This is a genomic window from Acinetobacter sp. Res13-Abat-PEC15-P4-01 (assembly GCF_015676285.1).
GTDB lineage: Bacteria > Pseudomonadota > Gammaproteobacteria > Pseudomonadales > Moraxellaceae > Acinetobacter > Acinetobacter nematophilus.
Genome location: NZ_JADAIN010000020.1, coordinates 408088 through 433709, shown reverse-complemented (window position 1 = coordinate 433709; position 25622 = coordinate 408088). Strand labels below are relative to the sequence as shown.

General features: G+C 39.8%; 20 protein-coding genes. 7 read left to right on the top strand and 13 right to left on the bottom strand.

Features of this window, described 5'->3' with window-relative positions; genetic code table 11:
• Positions 1-5: 5 nt before the first annotated feature.
• The 7 genes from IMO47_RS08955 to IMO47_RS08925 are packed head-to-tail and all read right to left on the bottom strand — an operon-like array spanning position 6 to position 5923.
• Positions 6-1229 (bottom strand): MFS transporter, encoded by a 1224-nt coding sequence (locus tag IMO47_RS08955; protein WP_196074360.1) that lies wholly within the window; start codon positions 1227-1229, stop codon positions 6-8.
• A 41-nt stretch (positions 1230-1270) separates the two neighbouring features.
• Entirely contained in the window at positions 1271-2482 is a 1212-nt protein-coding gene (locus tag IMO47_RS08950) for an FAD-dependent oxidoreductase (protein WP_196074359.1), read from the bottom strand.
• 27 nt (positions 2483-2509) lie between these two features.
• Positions 2510-3439, bottom strand: a complete 930-nt coding sequence (locus tag IMO47_RS08945) for a VOC family protein (RefSeq protein ID WP_196074358.1) — start codon at positions 3437-3439, stop codon at positions 2510-2512.
• Between the two features lie 11 nt (positions 3440-3450).
• Complete coding sequence (locus IMO47_RS08940; protein WP_196074357.1) at positions 3451-4215, bottom strand: SDR family oxidoreductase; 765 nt, start codon at positions 4213-4215, stop codon at positions 3451-3453.
• Positions 4208-5275: an aromatic ring-hydroxylating dioxygenase subunit alpha gene (locus IMO47_RS08935; protein WP_196074356.1), complete on the bottom strand. Its 1068-nt coding sequence runs from the start codon at positions 5273-5275 to the stop codon at positions 4208-4210. The genes IMO47_RS08940 and IMO47_RS08935 overlap by 8 nt, the downstream gene beginning before the upstream one ends.
• 17 nt (positions 5276-5292) lie before the next feature.
• Positions 5293-5592, bottom strand: a complete 300-nt coding sequence (locus IMO47_RS08930) for a recombinase-like helix-turn-helix domain-containing protein (RefSeq protein ID WP_196074355.1) — start codon at positions 5590-5592, stop codon at positions 5293-5295.
• Between the two features lie 25 nt (positions 5593-5617).
• Positions 5618-5923: a non-heme iron oxygenase ferredoxin subunit gene (locus tag IMO47_RS08925; protein WP_196074376.1), complete on the bottom strand. Its 306-nt coding sequence runs from the start codon at positions 5921-5923 to the stop codon at positions 5618-5620.
• A gap of 257 nt (positions 5924-6180) precedes the next feature.
• On the opposite strand from IMO47_RS08925, the gene IMO47_RS08920 reads away from it, so the two are divergent.
• From IMO47_RS08920 to IMO47_RS08895, 6 genes are all read left to right on the top strand, one after another.
• The gene (locus IMO47_RS08920; protein ID WP_196077423.1) at positions 6181-7002 is read left to right on the top strand and encodes an IclR family transcriptional regulator; all 822 of its coding nucleotides are present in this window, start codon (positions 6181-6183) and stop codon (positions 7000-7002) included.
• A gap of 774 nt (positions 7003-7776) precedes the next feature.
• A complete protein-coding gene (locus tag IMO47_RS08915; protein ID WP_196077424.1) occupies positions 7777-7923 on the top strand; it encodes a hypothetical protein in 147 nt (48 codons plus the stop codon).
• Positions 7924-7950: 27 nt separating this feature from the next.
• The gene (locus IMO47_RS08910; RefSeq protein WP_196077425.1) at positions 7951-10179 is read left to right on the top strand and encodes a phospholipase C, phosphocholine-specific; all 2229 of its coding nucleotides are present in this window, start codon (positions 7951-7953) and stop codon (positions 10177-10179) included.
• A 401-nt stretch (positions 10180-10580) separates the two neighbouring features.
• On the top strand, positions 10581-11252 hold the full coding sequence (locus IMO47_RS08905; RefSeq protein WP_196077426.1) for a response regulator: 672 nt from the start codon (positions 10581-10583) through the stop codon (positions 11250-11252).
• Positions 11249-12622: a HAMP domain-containing sensor histidine kinase gene (locus tag IMO47_RS08900; RefSeq protein WP_196077427.1), complete on the top strand. Its 1374-nt coding sequence runs from the start codon at positions 11249-11251 to the stop codon at positions 12620-12622. Before IMO47_RS08905 ends, IMO47_RS08900 begins: the two co-directional genes overlap by 4 nt.
• 530 nt (positions 12623-13152) lie before the next feature.
• Positions 13153-14358: an MFS transporter gene (locus IMO47_RS08895; RefSeq protein WP_196077428.1), complete on the top strand. Its 1206-nt coding sequence runs from the start codon at positions 13153-13155 to the stop codon at positions 14356-14358.
• Positions 14359-14459: 101 nt separating this feature from the next.
• Here IMO47_RS08895 and IMO47_RS08890 read toward each other — a convergent pair whose 3' ends face one another.
• The 3 genes from IMO47_RS08890 to catM all read right to left on the bottom strand — a co-directional run bounded on the left by IMO47_RS08890 (position 14460) and on the right by catM (position 18090).
• Entirely contained in the window at positions 14460-15284 is an 825-nt protein-coding gene (locus IMO47_RS08890; protein WP_196077429.1) for a class I SAM-dependent methyltransferase, read from the bottom strand.
• 330 nt (positions 15285-15614) lie between these two features.
• Complete coding sequence (locus IMO47_RS08885; protein WP_196077430.1) at positions 15615-16880, bottom strand: OprD family outer membrane porin; 1266 nt, start codon at positions 16878-16880, stop codon at positions 15615-15617.
• 271 nt (positions 16881-17151) lie between these two features.
• On the bottom strand, positions 17152-18090 hold the full coding sequence (catM, locus tag IMO47_RS08880; protein WP_196077431.1) for a cis,cis-muconate-binding transcription regulator CatM: 939 nt from the start codon (positions 18088-18090) through the stop codon (positions 17152-17154).
• 565 nt (positions 18091-18655) lie between these two features.
• Between catM and IMO47_RS08875 the strand changes: the two genes are divergently transcribed.
• Entirely contained in the window at positions 18656-21064 is a 2409-nt protein-coding gene (locus IMO47_RS08875; protein WP_227552248.1) for a penicillin acylase family protein, read from the top strand.
• Positions 21065-21327: 263 nt separating this feature from the next.
• On the opposite strand, the gene IMO47_RS08870 is transcribed toward IMO47_RS08875, so the two are convergent.
• The 3 genes from IMO47_RS08870 to IMO47_RS08860 all read right to left on the bottom strand — a co-directional run bounded on the left by IMO47_RS08870 (position 21328) and on the right by IMO47_RS08860 (position 25516).
• The gene (locus tag IMO47_RS08870) at positions 21328-22263 is read right to left on the bottom strand and encodes a transporter (RefSeq protein WP_196075844.1); all 936 of its coding nucleotides are present in this window, start codon (positions 22261-22263) and stop codon (positions 21328-21330) included.
• A 100-nt stretch (positions 22264-22363) separates the two neighbouring features.
• Positions 22364-23848, bottom strand: coding sequence for an aldehyde dehydrogenase family protein (locus IMO47_RS08865; RefSeq protein WP_196075845.1), 1485 nt, complete (start codon positions 23846-23848; stop codon positions 22364-22366).
• 66 nt (positions 23849-23914) lie between these two features.
• Entirely contained in the window at positions 23915-25516 is a 1602-nt protein-coding gene (locus IMO47_RS08860; protein ID WP_196075846.1) for a GMC family oxidoreductase N-terminal domain-containing protein, read from the bottom strand.
• Positions 25517-25622: the final 106 nt, after the last annotated feature.

Sequence of the window (25622 nt, the reverse complement as noted above, 5' to 3'; positions counted from 1 at the left end):
TTTGATTAATAACGTTTCAATAAAGGAAGCAAGAAGAACGATCCAATCACGGCAACTGCTGCCAAGAAGGTAATTCCTAAATTAAAACTGTGTGTTTGCATGACGATGTAACCGATCAGAACAGGTGCAATTGCACTGGCAAAATTTCCCATGCCATTAAAAATTCCACCCGCAGTTGCACCGACATCGGCTGTGGTTACACGGGCAAGTAAAGCGAATACCGCTGCGACACCAAAACCCCAGGCCATTGCGCTTAAAGACATTGCTGCGATCACCAAAATCGGATCCGTCATAATAACCATGACATACATAAATATGCCTGCCACCAGTAAGCCGCTAAACACCTGAATGGCACGGCGACCCAGCTGATCAGATAGAAATGCACCCACGACTTCGCCAATTAACATGGCAATAAATGGAAAACTTGAATAAATGCCAAACTCTTTGAGATTGAAGCCTTTGTCTTGAATGAGATATGATGGCACCCAGCTATTTAAGCCCCACAAATAAGTCATCAGTGCAATATTGAAAATACACACCAACCAAAATGAACTGTTCTGCAACAACGACTTGGTATTTTGAATATGTCCCTTAAAGTTGATGCGTTTACTGGTGGATTCCAGTTCGATAGTTTTCTTCAGTTGTAAATTGCGTAAACCGAATGCAATTGCGATTAATGCAATCACGGTCAGACCCGCCATCACAAAAAAAGTGGTATGCCAGTCATGCTTTGCCAATACGGCTGCTGTAATTGGAAAACCTAAAAATGCACCTATTGGTGTGCCCAATAAAAACATGGTTGAAGCACGCGCCTGCTGGTGGTCGGTATAAGTTTGCTTCACAATGGCATAAGCCAGGGCAAATAAAGGGCCTTCTGCCAAACCCAGTAAAATTCGCAAGACCAACATACCGGTATAGTTGGTAGTAAACCCCATGCAAAACATGAGCAATCCCCATGATGCAACGCTCCAGAACAACATTTTCTTCGGATTGAATATATCTCCCAAAAAACTTAAGAACATCGACGAGAAACCGTAGGCCAATAAAAAACTGGTCATTAGCCATCCAAGCTTTGCTTTATCTTGTGCAATCCCCATCGCACCTTGAAAGTGTGGGTCAGCGAATAATACGGCGATACTGATTTTGTCGAAGAATGCCAAAACGACACATACCATCAGGACAAAAGCAGGAACCCAATGCTTTAATCCTTTCTTTTCTTCATTACTCATATTTCATTCCTTCGATTGAGTTCGAGACCTTATTTAATTTTTTATGGTTTTAATTTCATGAGATTAAATTCAGGGTCTGCTAATAATTTGGGGTCTAACACTGTATTGGACTGCATCCAACGCTTTGCCAGCTTGATCAGTTTTGAATCATTCACGGCAATCATGTTCAGCAAATGCTGTTGGTCATCCAAATACAAATAACTGCATTGGTCATCCGCACTTTTGCGGATCACGATCTGCCCGGTTCTTTCAGGTTGATAGATCCCTAGGATTTGAATATTGAAGTGATACTGATCCGACCATAACCAGGGAATATCGACATATTCCGTGGCAATTCCCAGCATTGATTTTGCTGCGGCAATCGCCTGATTTTGCGCATTCGCCCAAGACTGAATGCAATACCCCAAGCTTGGGTGAATCGCAACATCTCCAGCAGCATAAATATGCTGATCTGAAGTTTGACCGAAACCGTTCACGACAATGCCATCCTTGACCTCCAAACCTGCTTGGACACCAAGTTCCTTTGCGATCTCCGCGCCTGCACCCACTACTACACAGTCAAACAACCCAGTACCATGTGGATGATTCAACACTTCGACTTTGTTTTGCCCGGCTTCAACCAAATGGAGACTTTTACTCTCCAAATGAATTTCAGTGCCCTGTTGCTGATGTATGGTTTTCAGAAATTGCGACACTTCTGGACTTACACTACGTGCGCATAGGCGATCACCATATTCAAAAATATGCACCTCTTTTCCTTGTTGACGAGCGGTCGCTGCGATCTCTAGCCCAATCCAGCCACCTCCGATCACTGCGAGTTTTTGTGTGTGCTCTAAAATGTCTATCAAGCGCTCACAATCCTGCACATTGCGTAAAGTCACCACATTGGGAATAAATTGCCATGCATGCACAGGAACACGAGCTCGACTTCCTGTCGCAATCAATAATTTGTCATAGGGTAGAACTTCACCACTATTTAAAACCACGTTTTTCTGAAGGCGATCCACTTGTGTCGCCATCGCAGGTTTATGCCATTGAATGTCAAAATCCTGAATCTGTTCATGAGAAAATAGATGCAGGCTTTCATAACTGGCTTGTTTTGATAACACCTGTTTTGACAGGGGCGGACGTTCGTAAAACACTCGATCTTCATTTGAAACCACATGAATCTCACCTGAATATCCATTTTGGCGGAGTGTACTGACAGCCCAACCCGCGGCTTGTCCTGCTCCCACAATCACCACTCTTTGCATAGTTTGTGCTCTCAACTCAGACTTGTTTTACACGGCTTTAACTTGGCGACGAGTCTGATCGTCCAAACCACCGTCAACAGCCCATTCTGTGAACAGTTCTAAACGATGTTCTTCAATTCTCGGTTGCCATTCTTCCGTCAAATAATCATCATTGGTGTAATACTCAAATGCTCCACCCAAAGGTGAGTTGACATACCAGAAATAAGCCGAGGAAATTGGGTGGCGCCCCGGTCCAATAAAGGTTGACCACTCAGAACGGTTCATATGCAAACCACCACCGATCACCTCATGAATGTCACGGACCACAAAGGCAACATGGTTAAGCCCAGCAGGTTTATTTGGCACTGAGAGCAAGAACAAATCATGGTGATAGCCTTGTCCGCGACAACGTAAAAATGCGCCACGATTGCGGTAGGCATCGGATAAGAAGAAACCTAATTTTTCAATGTAGAATTGTTCAGTACGTTCTAAATCTGGAGTGAAAAACACCACATGACCAATCGCAACAGGCTGTCCTTTTTCATAAACAGGGCTTGCTGCATTTACACGATTGATGCTGCCATATTGGTTGATTCCCTCAGTTTTGAGCGCTGGTAAATGATGGGTAAAACTGAGCTGAAAACGAATGGTCATTCCATTGGGATCAATACATTGCACTGTATCAGCTGTCTTTTGATAGCCCTCTACATCTTTCAACCGCAGCGCTAAATCAGTTAAATCCTCTACCTTATCTACACCCCAAGTCACTTCACGCAGGGTCGAACCTGTTTCAATTGCATGCGGCAAACGTGAATCATCACAGTCAAACAAATAAATCCTGCTACCATTCTGTGTCTGGTAAAGATCAGCACCTTCGATGTCTGATGCTGTATGCGCCAAACCAAAATCCGCCAAAAATTTATTCGAAACGACTCTGTCCTCAACACCAAATTTTAAAATCTCAATCCCTGTAATCATTAGATATCTCCTTAGTTAAAGACAAAACCACCATTCACTGGAATATTTTGTCCAGTTACAAATGAAGACAAATCAGACAGTAAATATAAGGCAGTTCCATTTAAATCCTGTGGTAACTGTTGACGTTGAATCGCTCGACCGTTGATATAGAGATCATGACGTTCTTGCGGCACATATTCCGTAGCTTCAACCAGAGTCAGCCCTGGAGACAAAGTATTAATACAGATATTGAACTGCCCGAGTTCCCTTGCCATGGAACGTGTCATGGCAATTAAGGCGCCTTTACTTGCCACATAAGCCATCAAATTGGGTGCACCCCACAAAGCCGTGTCTGAAGCAACATTGATCACTTTGCCACAGGTCGACTGTTTGAGATGAGGTACACAAGCCTTTGTAACTAGCCACGTCCCTTTTACATTGATGTTCATGACCCGATCCCAAAGATCAGGTGCATAATCCATCATGGTCTTACCACCGACATTGGTTGCAAGTGCAGCACAATTGACCAAACCATCTAGTCCGGATAATTTGGCAACGGTTTGCTCGACAGCCTGTTGAATCGAGCTGTGATCTACTAGGTCAATCGTAACCGCATCAACAGCAAGACCTTTGGTTTGCAATGCATTTGCTTCTTTATTGACAAGGTCCGTCAAAATATCAGCCATGATCACTTGTGCGCCTGCTTCCGCGATGGCTTGGGCAAAATCTCGCCCCAATCCTCTCGCCGCACCAGTAACAAGGACTTTTTTTCCTTGCAACAATGCCATGTTAACCATGTGCTTCTTCCTGCAGCTCAATACGATTTGCATGCTTTAAACTGACCATTTTCTTTAATTGCTTTTCTGCTTCTTTTTTCATTAATCGGCGCAGACGAGATAGCCCAACATCATGTTGATAAAGGAATTCCTGCTGACGTGCTTGCGGTGCAAGATTTTCTAAAATGATTCGATCCTGTTCGAGAACATCCCAATGCAATTTCTCTAAATGGTTACGGTACAAGAAACGCCAAACATTGCGCTGCCAACCACTCACTTTACGACAACGCCAGAAAAATACACGGGTATTGTTTGCATCGATTGGTGTGGCATAACCGACAATCCAAAACTCACCGCCCGGACCAAAGTCTTTACGATAGGGAATCGAAAGGCGTAACCAACTTGCACCTGTATTGGCATACTCAACCCAATCAAAATTAACACCTGTCTGTCCTTCTTTTTCAAAGACAAATCCATGTTCTGTAGTCCGGTGTTTCATTTCAGCAGTACGTTCGCCTTCTGCCATCGAGTGTGAAGTACAATGCAAATACGTCCCATGCATAGGATCCATAACGTTATCAATGGCATATTGATGGTTGACTTTCCAATCTGCCTGGCACAGGAATGAACTCCACGCCTCACTTGCCAACTGTTCAGGGAAATCCAGCGACTTCGGTGCTTCATTACTGTCGATACCAAACCACAGGAAAATCGCACCGTGCTGTTCGATTACAGGATAGCTTTTCACACAGCTTGTCCCTTTCATCGGACATTCATGCACTGCGGGAACATCCTCAACCACACCATCGTGACGAACTTCGACACCGTGATACCAACAAGCCACGCGATTGCCCAGATTCCATCCTAAAGAAAGACGGGCGCCACGATGTGGACAACGATCTTCTAAAGCATGTACCTGACCTTGATCATCACGCCATACCACTATGTTTTCACCTAAGCGCGTAATTCCAACAGGATTTGCTGCAACTTCCCAACTGGCTAAAACTGGATGCCACAGATCCCGCAAGCCTAAATCCAAGTATTCTTCTACGCTCGGCGTTACTGATATTGCTGCGTTCATTGTCGTTCTTCCTTGAATTAATATCCTAAACGTTGCATCTCATGTGAAAAATTTTCCAATGTCCAAAGTTCACCAGATTCACAACGAAATCCCTGTAGATTTAAAGATTCAACCAACGCATCCAACTCGGTAATCCCTGTAGAGAAAGCATGAATTAAATATTCAACAAAATCCTGTTCATAGCGTGTCGGTGCTTTATATCGGGTTTGCCACACCAGTAATTCAGGCTGCCCCGGGATTTGAATGTTGTTGATTCCTGCTTCTTTTGCTGGCGTGGCATGAATCCAGTTTGCGAGCTTCTCATTAAATGTTTTCATGAGATTCCATCCTTCTTAATGAAACTTATAGTTGAATTTGGACATCCAGCCCTTCAACACGTACTGGATAAGTACATAGGTCGCGACATCCAGGACCGCTGACCAACTCACCCGTTTGAATATTGAAAATTGCTTCATGTAATGGACATTCCACGGTCTGCTCTTCAATAAAGCCTTCTGTCAATAAGGCAAAAGCATGTGGGCACACATTTTCAATTGCAAAATACTGATCATCGATGAAAAAAACACCAATTTTTTTACCATTGACTTCAATCGCTTTAGGCTCGTCCTGGCTAATGTCGTCTGGTTGACAAACTGAGATCCAACTCATTTTTGCGTCCTTAATAGTTTTATATATAAAACATAATTTAGCATTTAAAACATTATCAATAGAATAAACTTGGATCAAATTAATTGTCAATTTTTATATTTTTATTAATTTCAAATATTTAGTTAAAATTCAAATTTTTTTCAGTTTTTTAATAAAAAATATGTTTTATATATAAACATTGAGATAAAAAATTTGATGACTAAAATATACGGGTTCCCTTTAGGGGAAGCTTATGATGAATACAGGCATACTTAACAATGAATTCAACAACGACAGATGTACTTTTAGAGCAAAATGCTGAATCCAATACCGATGAACGCTACTTAGTACCCGGTTTGGTACGTGGCTTAGCCATATTAAAATTGTTTGATCAACATCATCAGGAAATGACGATTTCTGAGATTGCGGAGAAATTGGATGTCAATCGTTCGAGTGCATTCCGACTCATCCACACTTTAGAATTTTGTGGCTATTTAAGAAAAATGTCGCAGAAAACCTACGCGCTGAATAGCAATGTGATGGAGTTGGGTTTTAACAGCCTGTCAAAGTCTTCACTGACAGATATTGCAATACCCATCATGCGTGAACTGCGTGATAAAATTAAAATTGCCGTACATCTTTCAATTTTAGAAGGAACCGACATCGTTTTTACCAGTAATGCGCAGTCAATTGGTTCATTTACCAGTAACGTACATATTGGAACACGTTGGCATGCCCATGCTACAGTGATTGGTCAATTATTACTCTCTCGTCTACCTGAGTCTGAAGTCATCAAACGGTATGAACATTTCAATGATTGGAAAGTCTATTCTGATCGAACGCCGCAGCATCTTCCTGCATTGTTGGAACGTCTAAAATATGTACGCAGTCAAAGTTTTATGATCAGTTGGGGACACTTTAATACTGATATGGCAGCAAGCGCAGCACCGATTTATAACCAAGCAACACAAGAAATCACTGCTGTGCTTTCGGTAAGTTGCCCTCTCAGTACCTATTCAGAAGACGTGTTTAAAAATGAAATATCCCGAGATGTGGTGGACTATGCAGATAAAATTTCAAAGTTCATTTATTTGCAATAAGCGTAATGTGTAATCCGCCAATATCCGTTTTACCCTGCGTTATGCTGTTGAATGAAAGGTTAAATCAGCTGTCAATGTGAACAGACATCATCGTTCCATGCTGCCAGAGCGGGCATTCTATCGCATGAAAATATGAATGCCCGAGCCACAGGATAACAGTTGTCAGACTGCTTAGAGTCTTATCTTGGGGGCTTTGAGTCTGGATGCATATGAATTATCTTTAAAATGGATGCGCCATCAAGGACTATTCAAGTTCAGTCACTTTTATAAAAATGCAATGAATACCTAAATTCTATGGTCAATCGCGCGGTATGCTGAGCCGTTTTCAGAAAATGACCGGGGTTGTCATAATCAGCACCAGCATTTCAATATTCCCAGCTTGCAACAACAAAGATAATTTTTTATTGATGTATTTTTAACAGGATTGATCAACGGTTATACCCCAAATTCACTTGCCTACACCAGCAGGGAATCCTTTTAAAAACTCTAGATTTATACTTCAAAATATTGAGATATCCCCCTTATCAGGTCTCGGGTTTCGATAAAAATAAAGAATAAAGTGGGATTTAAAGCGATAGAAAATCTGCTGACATATTTCAATTAAGCATTGCGCGTTTCATTGTAATTTTCGAGCATTTCAGCAGCATATTTTAAACTCAGTTTTTTCAAACATATTCATTTGCTTGACCATGTCAATGAGTCGTCACAAAGATGACACTCAGTTGTCACAAGCTGTGTTTATGGTGTGGGCATCTTTAATTATGGATGAACCCGATGTTAAAAAACTTGAAACAATGGCGTGCATATTTTTATATTTTCCCCATTTTACTGCTACTTACTGCCTGTAATGATTCAAATGATGATCAAACAACAGCCCAACCTGATGGTTCAAAAAAACCAGTCATGCGTTGCGCACCCTAAGTAAAAAATTGAACCAGGAAAAATAACATGATTGATCGTCGTCAGTTTTTAGCAAATACTCTTAAAACAGGTTTTGGAGCAGCAACTTTATCTGCCTTTCCAGCCAGCATTCAAAAAGCCCTCGCTATACCTGCAAACAATAAAACAGGGACCATTCAAGACGTGGAGCATGTGGTGATCCTGATGCAGGAAAACCGTTCATTTGATCATTATTTCGGCACACTCAAAGGTGTACGCGGTTTTGCAGATCGTTTAACGATTCCATTGTCAAACGATCGAACTGTTTGGCAACAACAACGCAGCAATGGTGCTCTACTGACCCCCTTTCATTTGGATGGCTCTAGTAATAATGCGCAACGTGCGCCAGGCACAAATCACACTTGGGTCGACAGCCAAAAAGCATGGGACAATGGGCGTATGTCGAACTGGCCAACCTATAAAACAGATTATGCAATGGGCTATTTTAAAGAACAAGAAATCCCATACCAATTTGCCTTGGCAAATGCTTTTACCATTTGCGATGCTTATCACTGTTCCATGCATACAGGTACCGATGCCAATCGCTCCTTTCATCTTACTGGAACCAATGGTGCCGTACCGACCAGTACTGCTTTCGTAAATAACGAATGGGATTGGATCGATGGTGATCCGAAAAATGTTGATATTGGCTATACCTGGAAAACTTATGCTGAACGCTTAGAAGAGGCTGGAGTCAATTGGATCTGTTATCAAAACATGCCGGATGAATGGGGTGATAACATGTTAGGTGCATTCCGTACTTTTAAAAAAGCCAATATCGATTCGGGTTACCCTGTTTCCAGTGGCGGTGCACCGAATAGCCCATACAATGCCGCAGCACAGAAATTACCGTATAAAGCTTATGATGCAAGTACCGACAATGCCAAAAACCCACTCTATAAAGGTATCGCAAATACGTTACCTGGCAATAAACCTGAAGAGTTTTTAGATGCATTTAAAAACGACATCAAAACAGGAAAACTGCCTCAAGTCTCATGGATCAATGCACCCTCAATCTATTGTGAACATCCCGGTCCTTCTAGCCCAGTACAAGGTTCATGGTTTATTCAGGAAATTTTAGATGCATTAACCGCTGTTCCTGAAGTCTGGAGTAAAACTGTTTTCCTGATCAATTTTGATGAAAATGATGGTTATTTTGACCATGTTCCATCGCCATCTGCACCAACATTACTCGCTGATAATACTTATGCAGGTAAATCTACACTGAGCCAAACTGATATGCAGTATGAGTATTATGTTCATGAGGCACCTATCGGAAGCCGTAGCCAGCCCAAAAAAGACAATGGCGTATATGGACCGGGACCCCGTGTACCTTTATTCGTGATTTCTCCATGGAGCCGTGGTGGTATTGTCAACTCTCAAGTTTTTGATCATACTTCGGTGCTGATGTTTTTAGAAAAACGTTTTGGTGTGAAAGAAACCAATATCAGCCCTTATCGACGTGCCATTTGTGGGGACTTAACTTCTGCATTTAACTTTAAAACGCCTAATGAAGATGTATTGCCTGAATTAAATGGCAAACAGACCCGTGAACAAGCAGATCAACTGCGGGCAGCACAGCAAAAATTACCCAATGTGCCAATCCCGACCAACTTACAACTTCCGATTCAAACCAGTGGTATTCGACGCTCTAAGGCATTGCCTTATGAGTTGCATACCAGTGCGCGCTGTCAAAGTGATGGAACAGTTAAACTCTTATTTTCAAATACTGGCACTCAAGGTGCAGTCTTTCATGTTTATGATAAATTAAATCTAAGCAGAGTTCCTCGACGATACATTGTAGAAGCAGGCAAAACCTTGGATGATGTCTGGAATGTTAAAAAGGACAATCAAGGTTTATATGATCTTTGGGTTATGGGACCAAATGGTTTTCATCGTCATTTCAAAGGCGATTTGAATCGTAACCAGGACTTACAGATCAATCCTGAAATTCGCGTTTGTTATGATATTGCCAACGGAAATGTGTATGTAGATCTCAACAATACTGGTGCAAAAGACCTTGAATTGGTGATTACGCCAGTCGTATATCGAACCGATGCGCCATTAAAAATCACTGTCAAGGCTGGGCAAACTTCAACTCAGCATTGGGAATTGAAAAATACCTGGCAATGGTATGATTTTGCTGTGACCTGTAGTCAGGAAGCTAAGTTTTATCGACGTTTTGCAGGTCGAGTTGAAACAGGCGAAGATTCTGTCAGCGACCCAGCAATGGTTTAATGCTCTAGAGTTGCAACAGATTCAGTTCTACCTTAAGCCTCTTGATTTCATTCAAATCAAGAGGCTTTTGAATGAGGGATACCTTACTGGTCTGCATATGGGCTGCAATGTGATGATCCCACCTTAAAATTATTCAATCCTTTTTTCTTGTATTTCAGATCGGATCTTAAAAACCCAGGGTCAATGATTTTTCTAACCATTTCCTTGTTGAGGATGAACCTTGCAATTTGATTCAACATTTGATTTCAGACATCGCTCAGGATAATCTGTGTCCTATAAGATTTATATAAATACTATTCAGACCTTTTCCGGATAGGTTGTGCTGAATTAAAAATTATGATTAAGAAAGCATTAACAGCAGAATTTATTTGTAGAATGCAGTGATCTACCGAGGAAACCTGATGTTTGTTGTATTAGTTGAAGATGATCCCTATATCGCGCAGAGTATATTGGCTGCACTTGATTATTTAAACATCTCCGTTGAACATGCAAGTACTGCACGTGAAGCCGATTATTTCATTCGTCAAAGTTCGGTAGACCTCTGTTTACTTGATTTAGGACTGCCAGATCAAGATGGTCTAGAGTTACTCTCTTCTTGGCGTAAAGATCAAATTCACGTTCCAGTATTGGTATTAACTGCCCGTAACCGTACTCAGCAATGCATTGAAACATTGAATGCGGGTGCCGATGATTATCTTACCAAGCCTTTTGATTTAAATGAGCTGATTGCCCGCATACTGGCATTATCACGTCGTTATGCTGGCTATTCTTCCAACATTTTGCAGTTAGGGGAACTTAAAATTAACTGTGAAACCCAAGAAGTATTCTATCAAAATCAATTACTCAATTTGTCACGGCGTGAATATAGTTTGCTTGAAATATTTATGCTCTATCCAAATCAAATTCTAAAAAATGAACAACTCATTGATAAAATCTATGGCTTTCAAGACTCCATAGAAAGTAATGCAATCTCTGTTCATATCCATCACCTAAGACAGAAAATTCATAGCAATATTATTCAAACCGTTCGAGGGGTCGGCTATATCTTAAAAAATCCGGAGCAAAGCAAGTGAAAGGATATAGTCTGAAATGGAGGCTCGTGATCAGCATTACTGTTATCTTTGTTTTGCTGTGGTCATTCGTTTTTTGCTGGCTTTATTTTGATTTAGCCAAACGCTTACAAAACACCTTAGATGAACGTCTCTCCGCGTCTGCACACATGGTGATTCGTCTAGTACAGCAACTTCCACTTCAAGACATCCATTCCACACTTCAACATGAAACTCCGGATATTAATCATCCCAATTTAATTGCATGTGAAGTTTCGGTTTTTAGTTCAAATATCGCTGTTGAACAAAAAATTATCGCACGTACACGAGGCGCTCCAGAAAATCTACAAACGCAAAAGACAGGATTTAGTACATGGCGTTATCAGAATACGGAGTGGCGGAGTTATGTCATTCAAAAAGGCAATATTCAGGTGGTGACTGCAGAAAAACTCCAGTTACGCTATTCATTACTCAAACAAATCTTACAGTCCGTTTTAATTCCGCTCATTTTAACTCTTTTATTGTGTATCATTTTAATTTTATGGGTGGTCCGTGTTGAATTTATGCCACTTCAGAATATTTCCAACACGTTGATTCAAAAGAAACACAACCTATCAGAATCTGCACGCTACCTTATTGAATTAAAATCAAAAAATATTCCAAAAGAAATTCAACCATTTGTCGACAACTTATTTGATTTAATCCAGCAACTGCATAAAAGTCTTGAAAATGAAAAGAGTTTTACCGCCTTTGCTGCACATGAGTTACGTAGTCCTTTGACTGCGATCAAGACCCATGTACAACTGAGTAAACTGATGCTGTCTCAAGCTCAAATGACCGACCACCCAGCATTTAAAAATATAGAACAAGCAGAACACAGTATTAATCGCTATGAACAACTCTTAAAACAGCTCTTGTTACTCAGTCAGATGGAAGCAACACCATTACAACACTATGCTCTGGTATATACAGATATTGCTCACAGTCTAAATCATGTCATTCATGAACTCGAACAACTTTATCCTGAAATCAGCCACCACCTCAAACTCAGCAAAGAAAGTGATGAAAAGATTGACATTCCAGAAACTGAACTTGAAATCATTTTAAAAAACTTGATTGAAAATGCCTATCTTCATGCCTATTCTCCTCACCCTATCGAGATTCAATTATTAAAAGGTAAACTGTTGATTATTGACCATGGTGTTGGACTTGCCGATGACGAATTTAACTTACTAACACAAAGATTTTGGCGAAAATCCTCACAAAATAAAGGACATGGATTAGGTTTATCTTTGGTTAAACTCATTCTTGAGCGCTATAGCTATTCGATTCAATTTAGTCACAACCAACCACAAGGTTTAAAAGTTACGATTTATACTGATCGGCAAAAATGATTTTTATTATTTTAAAATTGCTCATTCAATCTATTTTAATTTCATTAAAACCAGTATTTAAAACTATCAATTGAAATTTAATCTCTTGACAGTATTGAATTGATTAATTGAAAATAAATCAACCAACTAGTAGATAATTAATAAATTATCATCATTCATAAAATGAGGATAAAACTTTAAAGAACCTTATAAACATAGACAAAGGACATGATTCGCTATTGTATTAAATTTTGAACTGGAGTTAGCGATTGTTGAAAAATATCGCTTTTATGTAGGACTCTCCCAACAATACAGATCTCCCAAAAAGTTTTAAAAATGGTTAAAGCTAAATCATCCATATGGATCTGGGGCTTTATTTCAGCATTGTCTTGAGTAGATTGGAGATTTCTTTCAACCCATTAATTTGCATCTCAAAATATGCCTGATTTCGTAGCTGCATAAGGATGTGATGCAGTCATCACCCTTTGGATAAATGCTCTAACACATACATACGTTTACCTAGTATCGGTCAATAAAAGGAATTTACACCAATGCTCAAATATTTGAGGACATATTGCATTGTAACGATTAGTCTGGCTCAGCTATTCGGTACTTCATTATGGTTTAGTGCCAACAGTGCGGCATTTGATTTGATGCATGAATGGAACATCAATATTTCAGATATTGGATTACTGACCAATGCGGTTCAAACCGGTTTTATCCTCGGCACACTGCTTATTGCATTACTCGGCATCGCAGATCGTTACAAAGCCAGTGTAATTTTTTCATATTCGGCACTGTTCGGAGGTTTATTCAACTTATGTTTTGCATGGCTTGCCAGTAATATTTATGAAGCATTGATTTTTAGATTTTTTGTGGGTGTCAGTTTGGCTGGAATTTATCCTATTGGAATGAAATTAATGATTGAATGGGCTCCTGAAAAGGCAGGTCAGGCACTTTCTGTTTTGGTTGCGATGCTGACTCTTGGTACAGCTTTACCCTATGCCTTCACTGCCATTTCGACAGATCTACCGTGGAGGTATATCATTTCTACCTCTACATTCCTGGCATTTTTTGCCGGCATTCTAATTTTTTCCCTGGGAGACAGACCTCGCCTTCAAGGGGAGCGGAAGTTAAAGAAAGCCAGCCCATTTGTTCACTTTTCAGCATTTAAAATCCCCCGCTTTCAAGCTGCTGCAATTGGGTATTTCGGTCATATGTGGGAGCTATATACCTTTTGGACATTAGTTCCCTTAATTATTGTTCAAACCCAAATAAATGAACATTTTAAAAATTTTAATCTTGCTATATTAGCATTTATGGTTATTTCGGTCGGGGCGCTAGGTTGTATATTCGGTGGAATAGTTACTAAATATGTTCATAGCAGGATGATTGCTCTAAGTGCTTTAGCACTCTCAGGTTTTAGTTGCTTGATGTTTGCGTTAGGATGGAAAATCCTTCCAACATGGGTACTCTTCAGTATATTGATTGTTTGGGGTACAAGTGTTGTTGCAGACTCACCTCAATTTTCAGCATTGTCAGCACAGGCTTGCCGACCTGAACAACTTGGAAGTGCCTTGGCTTTACAAAATTCCATCGGCTTTTTACTTACTATTGTGTCTATTGGAATCTCAACTTATGCTTTTGACCACATCGGGGTAAATGCCGTTTGGATCATGCTGATTGGTCCAATCATCGGTATTATGGGCTATCTAAAATTTGATCAAAAAACTTTAAATACTTCAAGAAAGCTTTAATGTATGACGATAAATTCAAAGATCGTTGAATTCTGAATAAAGTTCAAGATATTCAATAAATTGGATCCTATCCATCAAAATGCTCCATCTATGCAATATGTTTACTTGATTTGATACATCAAAATGCGTGAAGAAGTTTTCATTTGTGGAATAACTGACATTAAAGCGGTTAAAATAATCCCCATTCGACGCCAACCTTTAAACTCATTAAATAAAAAAGTCTGCACATGCTTCAGTTTAGGATGCCAAGCTTCAATCGCCTTATCATCATCCATACCAAATTTAAAGGTCGCTTTGCTTTTACGTACGGTATCATGCAAGGCTGATTTGGTGCTCATCCATTGATTCAACATATCAAAATGTATTTCTGCTCCTGAAAATCGTTCTGCCAACCCAATGAATACTTGTTGATTTTGTGCCTCAGTAAAATACATCAACACGCCTTCTATGACGAACATAAAGTTGCCTTGAGGATGATTCTGTCTCAATTGCTCCATCCATGTTGTAGACAGCATCGAACTGGCAATCAAATGTTCATTTTCTTGGGGTGATAACAGTTTCTTGCGTTGCTCAATCACTTCATCGAGATCTAATTGATAAAATTGAGCCTGCTGCGCACTTTCACCCATACGTTGAAGACGTGTATCTAAACCGCATCCGACAAAAACAATAATTGGGTTCTGATGCTGTTGAATAAACCGTTTCACTTTCTGGTCAAAATGTGTAGAGCGGATGGCTATGCCTACAGAGCTTGCCGTTTTATTTTTATATTTTGAAAAATCATAATCTATTTTTTCAACCAATTCACAAGCCGTTGGATCATTGATCAGTGGCTCTTTTTTTCGGGTTTCTACCGACTTCGCATAGAGTGTAATCAATAAAGTATCAGCAATTTCATCCTGTAAATTCAAGGCAATCTTATTCATTGTAGTTTCCTTAAAAATTAAATAACTTTTTTGAACTGATCGATGCTCACGTTCAAAAGGGGAAATTTCTCAAAAACCAAGCCTTATCCCCCAACACACTGTTTTAGTTCATTTATCAACATCTTAAAAAAATCTAAACATCATGCTAAGCCTAATGCGTCATAAATGCAAATAATTATCATTTAATATTTTTTTGAATGAGAAAACCATGCATGCTTTTAACATGAAAAAATTAAAATTGAATCGGGATGATTATTTCATCCCGATTCAATCAATGATGAGTTTTTATCATTGAAAAGCCCAATGAATAATATTGAGTGCTTGCTCAAATCAAAATTTGAATGTGTATGTCCCCAAAATACGGTTTTCTACGAAATCTGTACCCGGAGTATTTACTGCCCCATATTTAATATCCGCACGGATATGCCGCCACTCAGCACCAAGACCTTTAAGTTTCCCTTCTGGAACTGTGTAATTAACAATCAGATTTTTTTCAGTTTCTTTATTGTCCTTAAATCCTGCTCGATAAATACCACTTCCATTTAAATAACGTAATGTCAGTTTCAAACCCGGAATTCCGTTATCTTTAAAATCATAACTATATAAAGCATGCCAAGTGAATTCTTTGGCTTTATAGAAAGCAACTGATGACCATGTCTGTAAATAGCCTTGCGGGACAAAACCATTTAACAAAGGAATATTATTTTCTCCTGAATTTTTCTGTATGCCTAAAGACAGTGTATTTGCACCATTTTGCATGGTACTTTGTAAACTCGTGGATTGAGCATCAATCTTTCCAAAATAAGCATCACCATCCTCTTTGTAATTGAAATAGCGCGTTTCTACTTTAAATTTTGTTGCGTCTATTTGATTTGAATATGCTGCGCTGACATAGTGTTGCTGATAAATATCTTCAAGTTGTCCAAACCAATAAGCACCATTCCAATGCGGTGTCAGCTTGTAGTCCAAACCAATGAAATTCAATCCATCACTGCGTTTATCAGGATCTGTCGATGCTCCCAAAGTAAATTTTCTAAACTCGTCATCATCCCGTGCATTGACATGCGTAAATCTACCCGCGGACAGCTTTAAATTTTCAATGTCTTTACTTTCCAGCATCACTCCTGCAAATGTGGTGATCAGTTGTCTAGAGTCATCCATGAACAATACCGGTGTTTTTGGAAAAAGTTCACCGATTTTGAGTTCGGTATCCTGATATTTTAATTTTAAGGTCGCGCCCAGTTTTAAATAATCTCGTGCCTGACGTCCCTCGGACTGATCATATTTAAAAATGGTATCTGATCGTTCATCATAACGATCACTTAAACGCAATGCATACTGCACGCCAAAATCCAATCCAAACTGTACAGGTGTATCTGTATACCCAGACTCAAAACGTCCCATTACAGCTTGTGACCAACTGCCAATATCTTTATTTGTACCTTCAATGTCCCGTTCCATATAGAAATTTCGTAAATAAATACTTTTTTCACTGTTTTCTAAAAAGTCTGCATGAGCAGCAGGAACATTTAAGTAAGCCAGAGCGGTATAAAGTGCGATTCTTTGCACTTTATAAAATACATTTAATCTCAACATAGGAAATCCTTTCCTGAAAGCTTAAGTTTTTGTTTATTGCAACGATGGGGTATTAACCCCGTTGTTATCTCAATCCAGCTCACTTTTAAATTAAATAAAAATCAGTAGCATATAATCTTTAAGTGTCTAGGTTTAAACTCAAGTATTGGAATTATTAATGTAATTTTCTATATCATTAAAAGTATATTGTCATACCTTTTGCAAAATCCCTGTCTCATCATCCATTTTTGGCAGGCACAACATGCATAACACCAGTGATTGAAGCCGTAATTCAATTATGCTGTATTTCCCCCTGGTATCCTTCAAATTGAAATGCAATTCCCTCTTCTTCAAATACCTGTTTAACGCACTCTAGCACTTTGGATAAATAAGGACTTTGATCCATATTTCTCACAGCTAAAGAAATCGGACTGTAGGCTTCCATATCCAATATTGGAATATAAACCAGATTTTTCATTCCAATATCACTGGCACTTTCAGGAATGATACAGACTCCTTCACCCGATGAAACCAGACCTAATGCCATATGGATTTCACGAACTTCAATCATGTTTTTTGGCACCAAACCTAATTCAGTAAATATCGATTGAATCAACGTAGAAAAATTAGGCTTTTGTGTAGCCGGATAAGAAAATATCGACTCATCAATAATTTGAGATAAATAAATGCCTGTATAGACATACTCCGTCAAATGATGATTTTTATGGATGGCTAATTTTAGCTTTTCTTTGCGCAGCAAAATCCGTTTGATTGCTGGATCACTGATTCTCAATCGTCCAAAGCCCAAATCGATTTTTCCAAGTTTTAAAGCTTCAATTTGATCCTTGGTCCCATATTCGATTAACTCAACCTGAATATCAGGATTATTATGACGAAATAAATAAATAATTTGTGGCAGCAACGCATACAGTAAAGAGCTGACATAGCCGATACGTATGATCATATTGATGGAACTGATACGCTTAGCCATAGATGTTGCTTGTGCAGTATGGGTCAGAATTTGCACAGCATGCTGATAAAAAAATTGACCCGCATCTGTTGTTCTTACGGGTCGGGAACCCCGTTCAAATAACAAAATACCCAGTTCTTCTTCTAACTTCTGAATCTGTCTACTTAACGGCGGCTGAGCTATACATAATTTTTCCGCAGCTTTGGTGATGCTCTGCTCTTCAACGACCGTGACAAAATAACGAAGATGTCTTAATTCCATTTAATCGACCCACCGTATTGAATTTCTTTAAATTGTTAAATTTGTACATGACAAGTTTAACTGCGTAATATCTTTATCCTTTAACCTCTTCCTCAATTAAATATATTGAAAAAAATAAAATATAAAACAATAGCTTGAAAATTATTCATATTTAGATACCGACTTAAAAATTTGATAAAAATACAGCAACAAAAACTCCAGCTTAAATCAAATTCAAAGTCAAATTTCCAATAATAAATATCTCAGCGCTATCAATCATCACCTTCTAAAATTAATGTGAGAAAGCATATGTCCAATAACTTGAGCTTAGCTTGCCGTAGACACATATCCTCGTTCAGCAAAAGTATAAAAATATACCTCTCAAATACTAGAAAATTACATATAAAAATAACAATAATTTTACAAACAATGCAAGCCTGTGCATCTTTAATTTCGCTGCTTTTGGATCAATGCTTCTGAAAGTGCTGTTTTCTCAATAATAATGAAAAGGATATTTCAATTGAAACAAAGTATATCTACTCCTCAATCAAACAGTTTAGCTCATTTGCTCAAAGCAAGTGCCTTGATGAGTTGTTTCTTTCTCGCCAGCTGTAGTTCCTCTTCACATCTAGAATCGAATCACCCGCAAAATCAAGTCACCATCAAGCGAGACAACTTTGGAACACCACACATCTATGCAGATGATACCTATGGGCTTTTTTATGGCTATGGTTATGCAGTCGCAACTGATCGTCTATTTCAGATGGAAATGTCCAAGCGCACTGGTCTAGGGACAGTCGCTGAAGTACTGGGTTCAGAATACCTTCAATATGATATCGCTACCCACAGCCGCTTTGATCCAGAGGATATTAAAAGACAAATTGCACAACTTTCCCCTGAAGATCGTGCCATTTTTGATGGCTATGCCGCGGGTTTCAATAAACGTATTCAAGAAGTCTTGGCGAATCCTGAATTGATGCCAAAAGAATTTATCGACTATGATTTTCAACCATCGCTATGGACATCAGAAGATATTGCAATGGTTTGGGTAGGCTTGATTCTCAATCGTTTTTTTTCTGCCAGTTCAGAGGTCTCAAATTTGGATTTACTGACACAACTCCAGAACGAAAAAGGTCAGGCTGCAGGTTTAAAACTCTATCAACAATTGCGTTGGCTAGATGATCCTAGCGCACCGACGATTATTGAAGGTGATCAAAAAGCCCCCTCTTCAGCGCATCAATATGCCCAAGCGAAGAATGTTTCACCGATCTCAGACCAAGCTGCCAAACAATATCTCGCCCAAGCGCGAATCGCCATGGGGAAGAGTGTGGTGGATGGCGTTCCAACTGCAAGTAATGCATGGGTTGTTAAAGCGGATAAAACGATTGAAGGTCAAACGGTTTTATACAATGGTCCGCAGCAAGGCTGGTACACCCCTGCAATAACTTATTCCATCGGATTACATGGTGCGGGTTACAATCTGACTGGGATTACACCTGTTGGATTACCTGCTATTTTATTTGGGACCAATGGTAAAATTGCTTGGGGGTCGACAGTCGGTTCTCTTGATACCAACGATATTTATCAACTCAAATTAAATCCGAATAATTCAAAGCAATATCTGTATCAAGGACAATATATTCCTTTAGATCATCGACAAATCAGTATCAAAGTACGTAATCAGACAGATCATGTTTTAGATGTTTATAAAAGTAAACAGGGCTTTGTCGGTACATGGGATGAAAAAAACCATACAGCCTATGCGCAAAAACGAAGTTGGGAAGGTGCAGAAATTGAAACCTTGCTCGGATGGGCAAATGCAGCCAAAGCAACCAACTGGAATGAATTTCTTGCTCAAGCCAAACGTGTTGCTGCATCCATTACTTGGTTTTATGCAGATACTCAAAATAATATCGGGGTCGCAGCATTGGGACGTTTGCCTATCCGCCCTGAAAATCAGCATATTCAATTGCCTGCTCAAGGTGATGGTGCGATGGAATGGCAGGGTTTTTATGACTTTTCGCATAACCCCAAAGCCTATAATCCGGAGAAAGGCTATATCAGCAGTTGGAACAACAAGGCATATGCAGGCTTACGTTCAGATTCATCCAACTTTTCGCATGTCGATCGCGTCAATGAACTGATTGAACCATTAACCAACAAACAAAAATTGACCCAACAGGATATCTGGGATATCAATAAATCAGGTGCTTGGGCAGACCTGAATGCACGCTATTTTATTGCTGATATGGTCAAAGCCGCGCAAAGTCCTAAAGCTTCAGCTTTAGCACATCAAGTCGCGCCATTACTCGCAAGTTGGGATTATAAATTACGTCCAGACAGTGAGGGTAAATTCTATCAAGGTGCGGCGCCTGCAATTATGCGAATCTGGCTCAATCAAATGATAGAAATTGTGCTTAAACCTCATTTATCTGAAAATATTTATCAGCGTTATACGGATACGCTTTATCCAGTCAACAATGATCCGAGAAGCACTCAACCCGCCAGTGCGTCTAAACTTATTTGGAATGCACTGCAAGGCAAACAATCCACTGTACCTCAAACTGTTGATTTCTTAGATGGTCGATCACCAGATGATGTGGTTTTAATGGCACTTGAAATAGCCCTGCTAGAATTAAGTCGCCAATATAATTCCAAGGAACCGAATGACTGGAAAATCCCGGTGGCGACAATGGGCTTCTCCAGTAAAAATTCGGTCGGTATCCCTTGGGCTGATCAGGCAAACCAACAACAGCTCAGCACCTATGGCAATACGGGTAGTGCAACCTTCCGTGTGGTATTGGATCCGAGTCAAGTGACGATGTGCTCTATTCTTGCCCCAGGTCAAAGTGGCTTTATTGATCGAAATGGCAAACCTGATCCACACTTTGCGGATCAACTTCCGTTATTTGAAAATTACACCTGTAAAAATGATGCGGTCAGTCAAAAGCAAATTGATCAAAATACGCAGCATAGTATCACGTTAAATTATTAATTTTGACCTCAGAAAACCTGAGTATATTCACTCAGGTTTTCTGTTTTGATTTTCACTCAACTATTTCGCTGAATTAAAATCTGCATTCAATAGCAGCGTACTTTTCAATACGGTCAAGACATAAATGGACTTTCTCCAGTATTGTAAGCTTGAAGTTCACTTCATGATTTCTTTAAGTGATGGCTAAGACTTCATGCTTGATAAAGCATAACCATTTAAAAGATCTTTCCAGAGTTTTATTTTCAGGAAAACGATTAAAGCCATTATTTTTGAAAATGATGGATATATCTAAAAATTACACTGCTTCCCTGGGGGCGGTTTTCAGCATTTTGCTCAAAATAAGCATTTGCAACCAAATGATCATGTGGAGAAAAGCTATACATTGCTCCTGGTCCAATTGCCCAAACCTGTTCACGTCTTCCTTTGATCTTTTCTCCATCCACGCGTGTATCGGTAATTTGATTCAACCAATACCCATTTATTCCTAGACGAAACTTTGGCGTAACAGCATGACTGCTTTCAAAATTGGCATGTAAAGCTTGCCCTGCCTGCATATCCTCAACTTCACCGAAACTATAAACTGGATCATCATTTTTAAAGTTATAAAGATAATGTAAGCGTGTTGAAATCGTCCATTTCTGATTCATCCAATATGTTGCAGCCCAATACGGGTTTAGCGATAGCGCATTGGCACCCGGATTGATATCCCGATGACGATCATAATCACCTGTAGGCAGGTTGATTTGAAATTCAAACCGTTGCGAAAACTGAGGTCCATCTTTTCCCATTACAGGTTCAAATTGGATAAAAGGACCAATCACAATGTCTCCCAATCCTCGATTGGTTTTAATAGCTTGATTATGCAAACCATCATCAACATCAATATGGGCCAAGACTGGAATCACCATATTCAAACCAATATTGCCACTTCCTAATTTGAGATCTGAGACATAGCTGATCTGCTGAACAACTGATTGGAAACTAATCTCGGACTTCGGCAAGGAAAGCTTATTGCCATGCGGATCACGAATACTGTCTGCATGATAATTCTGAAAATAGCTTTGTGCATACCAACCATTCCCTGCCGGAACGGCACCATCCACAAAACTCGACAAACCTAAATTGACTGTGGGCAAATCACTGGCAAAACTTGGCTGTGTAACCAGAAACAGTCCTAAACCCAATATATTCTTATTCATCGACAATATCCTTATTGTTGTGACAAAACGCTCCTGAAGGTCTTGCGGAATAACCCTATCTTGTGATGCGCTTTGTCTGCTTTAAATATTTTTGTGTGTTTTAATAACGGATCATGACTGACTTTAATTCAGTATAATCTTCGATAAATGCATCAGAAAATTCACGCCCGAGACCTGAAGCTTTTACACCGCCGAAAGGAACAGCCGGGTCTAAAAAAGTATGCATATTGACCCAAACCGAACCCGCTTCAATTTGAGGGATTAGGCGCAATGCTTTTGAAAGGTCATTACTCCAAATACTCGCGGTTAAACCGAAACGAGAATGATTCATCATCGAAATTAATTCTTCATCACTTTCAAATGGAATCACATCCACCACAGGTCCAAATGTTTCTTCAATAAAAAGCGGATCGTCTACATCTGTTACTTTTAAAAGCGTGGGTTCGACAAAATAACCTGTCCCCTGGATTACTCGACCACCACAAATAATTTGATCATTTTGCTGAGCAATATCAAAATAATGTTTGATCTTTTCAAAATGGGCTTTATTGGAAAGTGGTCCAAATATGGTGGATTCATCCAATGGTGAACCAATTTTGAAATGCTGAAGTGCTGCGGTTATTTTTTGAGTAAATTCATCATATTTAGACTGGTGAACAAAGAAACGTTCTGGAGCAGCACATACCTGACCTTGATGTACGAATGTCGCTTGCAACAAGGTGGGTAAAATTTCATCAAGATTGGCATCTGCTAAAATTGCTGCGGCATTTTTTCCACCCAACTCAAGACTGACGCGGGTTAGATCATTCATCATCGCTTGCTTGGCAATCTCGATACCAGTCGGTACTGAACCTGTAAATGAAACTTTTTTAACCTGTTTGGAATTTATTAAATATTGCCCTGTTTCGCCTGTTCCAGTCACTACATTAATCACACCTTGGGGAATACCGGCTTCGATCGCAAGTTCTGCAACACGTAATAAAGATAAAGTGGTAAATTCACTCGGTTTAAGCACAATGGTACATCCCGTTGTTAATGCTGAACCGATTTTCCAGCACCCAATCATCAACGAAAAATTCCAGGGTACAATGCCAGCCACCACTCCAACAGGTTGACGTATGGTATACGCCGTATATTTTTCACCATTCATGGATGGAAGAGAAGGCTGCATGGTCTGACCATGAATTTTAGTTGCCCACCCTGCAAAATACCTTAAAAATACAGCGGATTGAGCAACTTCCAAATGTCGAGCCAAATGAATCAACTTCCCCGTAGTCAAGGTTTCCAGTTGAGCCAGTTCTTCTGCATATAACTCAATCATATCTGCTAATTTGTTCAGCTTTTGCCCGCGTTCGTAGGGTGAGGTATTGGCCCATGCATTGATAAAAGCATCCTGAGCACTATGTACTGCTTTATCCACATCTTGTTGGTTGCCAATTGCAATATGGGCAAGCGTCTGTTCAGTTGCCGGATTAATCAAGGCTAAGCGCTGACGGTCTACCTCAAAATGTCGACCATGAATAAAATGACCATGTTGTCGTTGTAAAAAAGTTTCAACACTCTTTAAGATTTTTACTTCACTCATTTTATTGTCCTTTGTATTCTACAAAAAAGATTGGTGATCAAGTGACATGCTTGATCGATATTCAATTCAGTGATTGAGAATAAAATCAGCGCCCCGCTCACCAATCATGATTGCAATTGCATTGGTATTCCCGCTTGGAACTTGTGGACATATGGAGCAATCGATTACACGTAAATTTTGAAAACCATGTACTTTCAAAGTTTGGTCTGTCACTGAGTCTTTTGGCTGATTGCCCATTCTGCAACTGCCTGCTGGGTGATAGACCGTTTTTATATTCTGACGCATCCATTGATTAATCGCGTCGACATTTTCAGGGTCAATATTTGCAGGTTCAATAACTTCTTTGACAACGGCTTTGAGTGCAGGCTGTTGTAATAAACGTAGCCCGGCCTGTACAGCACGGATGTTGGCGTCAATATCATCCTGATGTCCTAAATAATTTGGATCAATGATCGGTAATGCGTTCGGATCTTTGCTGCTTAAACGTATGTATCCACGTGCTTTCGGTTGTACATGCCCCACTTTAATCGTCAGTCCATGTGCTTGTGCCGCAGATTTTTCTCCTGGGGTATTATCAAAGTTGTCCAATACGGGTAAAAAATGGAACTGCACATCTGGTCGACCATTACTGTTGGTGTCAATAAAACCCCCACCTTCCAGAATATTGGAAGTGAGTAAGCCTGAACGGGTAAAACGCCATTGTAAAAAATGTCGTACAGCTTTTAAGCCTTGATCTTCTCCAAGTAAACTGTTCTGTGTCGTCACCGTCGCATTTACTGACATATGCAGATGATCATGAAAATTTTCACCAACAGGCAGATCCTGAATACAATGAATACCAAGTTTATCTAGATGCTGTTTTGGACCAATCCCTGAAAGTAATAACACTTTTGGACTGCCAATTGCGCCTGCACTCACAATTACTTCTTTACGTACATTGGCAGTTGTGGTTGCTTGACCTGCCGTACTATATGTTACGCCTGTGGCTTGATGATTTTGGATTTCAATTTTATGAACCAAAGCATCAGTCACGATTGTGATATTTGGATGATGTTCAACTGATTTTAAATAGGTTTTTGAAGTACTGGCTCGTTCACCATTTTGTGTAGTCGTCTGATAAAAGCCAACACCTGCCTGATCCCAACCATTGATATCGTTGACATAGTTCATTCCCATTTGTTGACCGGCGCGGATGCAAGCCAGAGTCAGCGGATGACGGTAGCGATTTTCACTGACAGGTAAAATACCGCTTTGACCATGATATTGATCTGCAAGACTTTCATTCTTTTCTGCTTTTTTAAAAAATGGCAATACGTCTTGATAAGACCATTGATCACAGCCCCAGTCAGATGCCCATAAGTCATAATCCTGTCGTTGTCCACGACAGTACACCATACCATTGACTGAACTTCCCCCACCAAGGACTTTACCTTGTGCAAGAATCATTTCACGATGATTACAGTGCTGCTGCGGAACCGTCATATACGGCCATGATTTTTGTTGAAAAACTTTGATCACTGTTGCCGGAATCGTATGGAATAGACTACTGTCTCTGGTTCCGGCCTCTAAGACCAACACACGTCCCGCTTTTGCTTGTAATAATCGTGTGGCTACTACACAGCCCGCTGAGCCTGCCCCGATAATGATATAGTCATAGTCGTTGTTCATCATGCATCCCTACGCATTCATTTCCATGACTAAGATTTGATCACGACTGGCTGGCTGATTCTTGTTCAAACGTGACAAATAGGGTGCAAAATTGTGACATGCACAG

Excerpts from the sequence above, each read along its gene's own strand:
- IMO47_RS08955 (WP_196074360.1), bottom strand. The coding sequence starts at position 1,229 with ATGAGTAATGAAGAAAAGAAAGGATTAAAGCATTGGGTTCCTGCTTTT.
- IMO47_RS08950 (WP_196074359.1), bottom strand. The coding sequence starts at position 2,482 with ATGCAAAGAGTGGTGATTGTGGGAGCAGGACAAGCCGCGGGTTGGGCT.
- IMO47_RS08945 (WP_196074358.1), bottom strand. The coding sequence starts at position 3,439 with ATGATTACAGGGATTGAGATTTTAAAATTTGGTGTTGAGGACAGAGTC.
- IMO47_RS08940 (WP_196074357.1), bottom strand. The coding sequence starts at position 4,215 with ATGGTTAACATGGCATTGTTGCAAGGAAAAAAAGTCCTTGTTACTGGT.
- IMO47_RS08935 (WP_196074356.1), bottom strand. The coding sequence starts at position 5,275 with ATGAACGCAGCAATATCAGTAACGCCGAGCGTAGAAGAATACTTGGAT.
- IMO47_RS08930 (WP_196074355.1), bottom strand. The coding sequence starts at position 5,592 with ATGAAAACATTTAATGAGAAGCTCGCAAACTGGATTCATGCCACGCCA.
- IMO47_RS08925 (WP_196074376.1), bottom strand. The coding sequence starts at position 5,923 with ATGAGTTGGATCTCAGTTTGTCAACCAGACGACATTAGCCAGGACGAG.
- IMO47_RS08920 (WP_196077423.1), top strand. The coding sequence starts at position 6,181 with ATGAATTCAACAACGACAGATGTACTTTTAGAGCAAAATGCTGAATCC.
- IMO47_RS08915 (WP_196077424.1), top strand. The coding sequence starts at position 7,777 with ATGTTAAAAAACTTGAAACAATGGCGTGCATATTTTTATATTTTCCCC.
- IMO47_RS08910 (WP_196077425.1), top strand. The coding sequence starts at position 7,951 with ATGATTGATCGTCGTCAGTTTTTAGCAAATACTCTTAAAACAGGTTTT.
- IMO47_RS08905 (WP_196077426.1), top strand. The coding sequence starts at position 10,581 with ATGTTTGTTGTATTAGTTGAAGATGATCCCTATATCGCGCAGAGTATA.
- IMO47_RS08895 (WP_196077428.1), top strand. The coding sequence starts at position 13,153 with ATGCTCAAATATTTGAGGACATATTGCATTGTAACGATTAGTCTGGCT.
- IMO47_RS08890 (WP_196077429.1), bottom strand. The coding sequence starts at position 15,284 with ATGAATAAGATTGCCTTGAATTTACAGGATGAAATTGCTGATACTTTA.
- IMO47_RS08885 (WP_196077430.1), bottom strand. The coding sequence starts at position 16,880 with ATGTTGAGATTAAATGTATTTTATAAAGTGCAAAGAATCGCACTTTAT.
- catM (WP_196077431.1), bottom strand. The coding sequence starts at position 18,090 with ATGGAATTAAGACATCTTCGTTATTTTGTCACGGTCGTTGAAGAGCAG.
- IMO47_RS08875 (WP_227552248.1), top strand. The coding sequence starts at position 18,656 with ATGAGTTGTTTCTTTCTCGCCAGCTGTAGTTCCTCTTCACATCTAGAA.
- IMO47_RS08870 (WP_196075844.1), bottom strand. The coding sequence starts at position 22,263 with ATGAATAAGAATATATTGGGTTTAGGACTGTTTCTGGTTACACAGCCA.
- IMO47_RS08865 (WP_196075845.1), bottom strand. The coding sequence starts at position 23,848 with ATGAGTGAAGTAAAAATCTTAAAGAGTGTTGAAACTTTTTTACAACGA.
- IMO47_RS08860 (WP_196075846.1), bottom strand. The coding sequence starts at position 25,516 with ATGAACAACGACTATGACTATATCATTATCGGGGCAGGCTCAGCGGGC.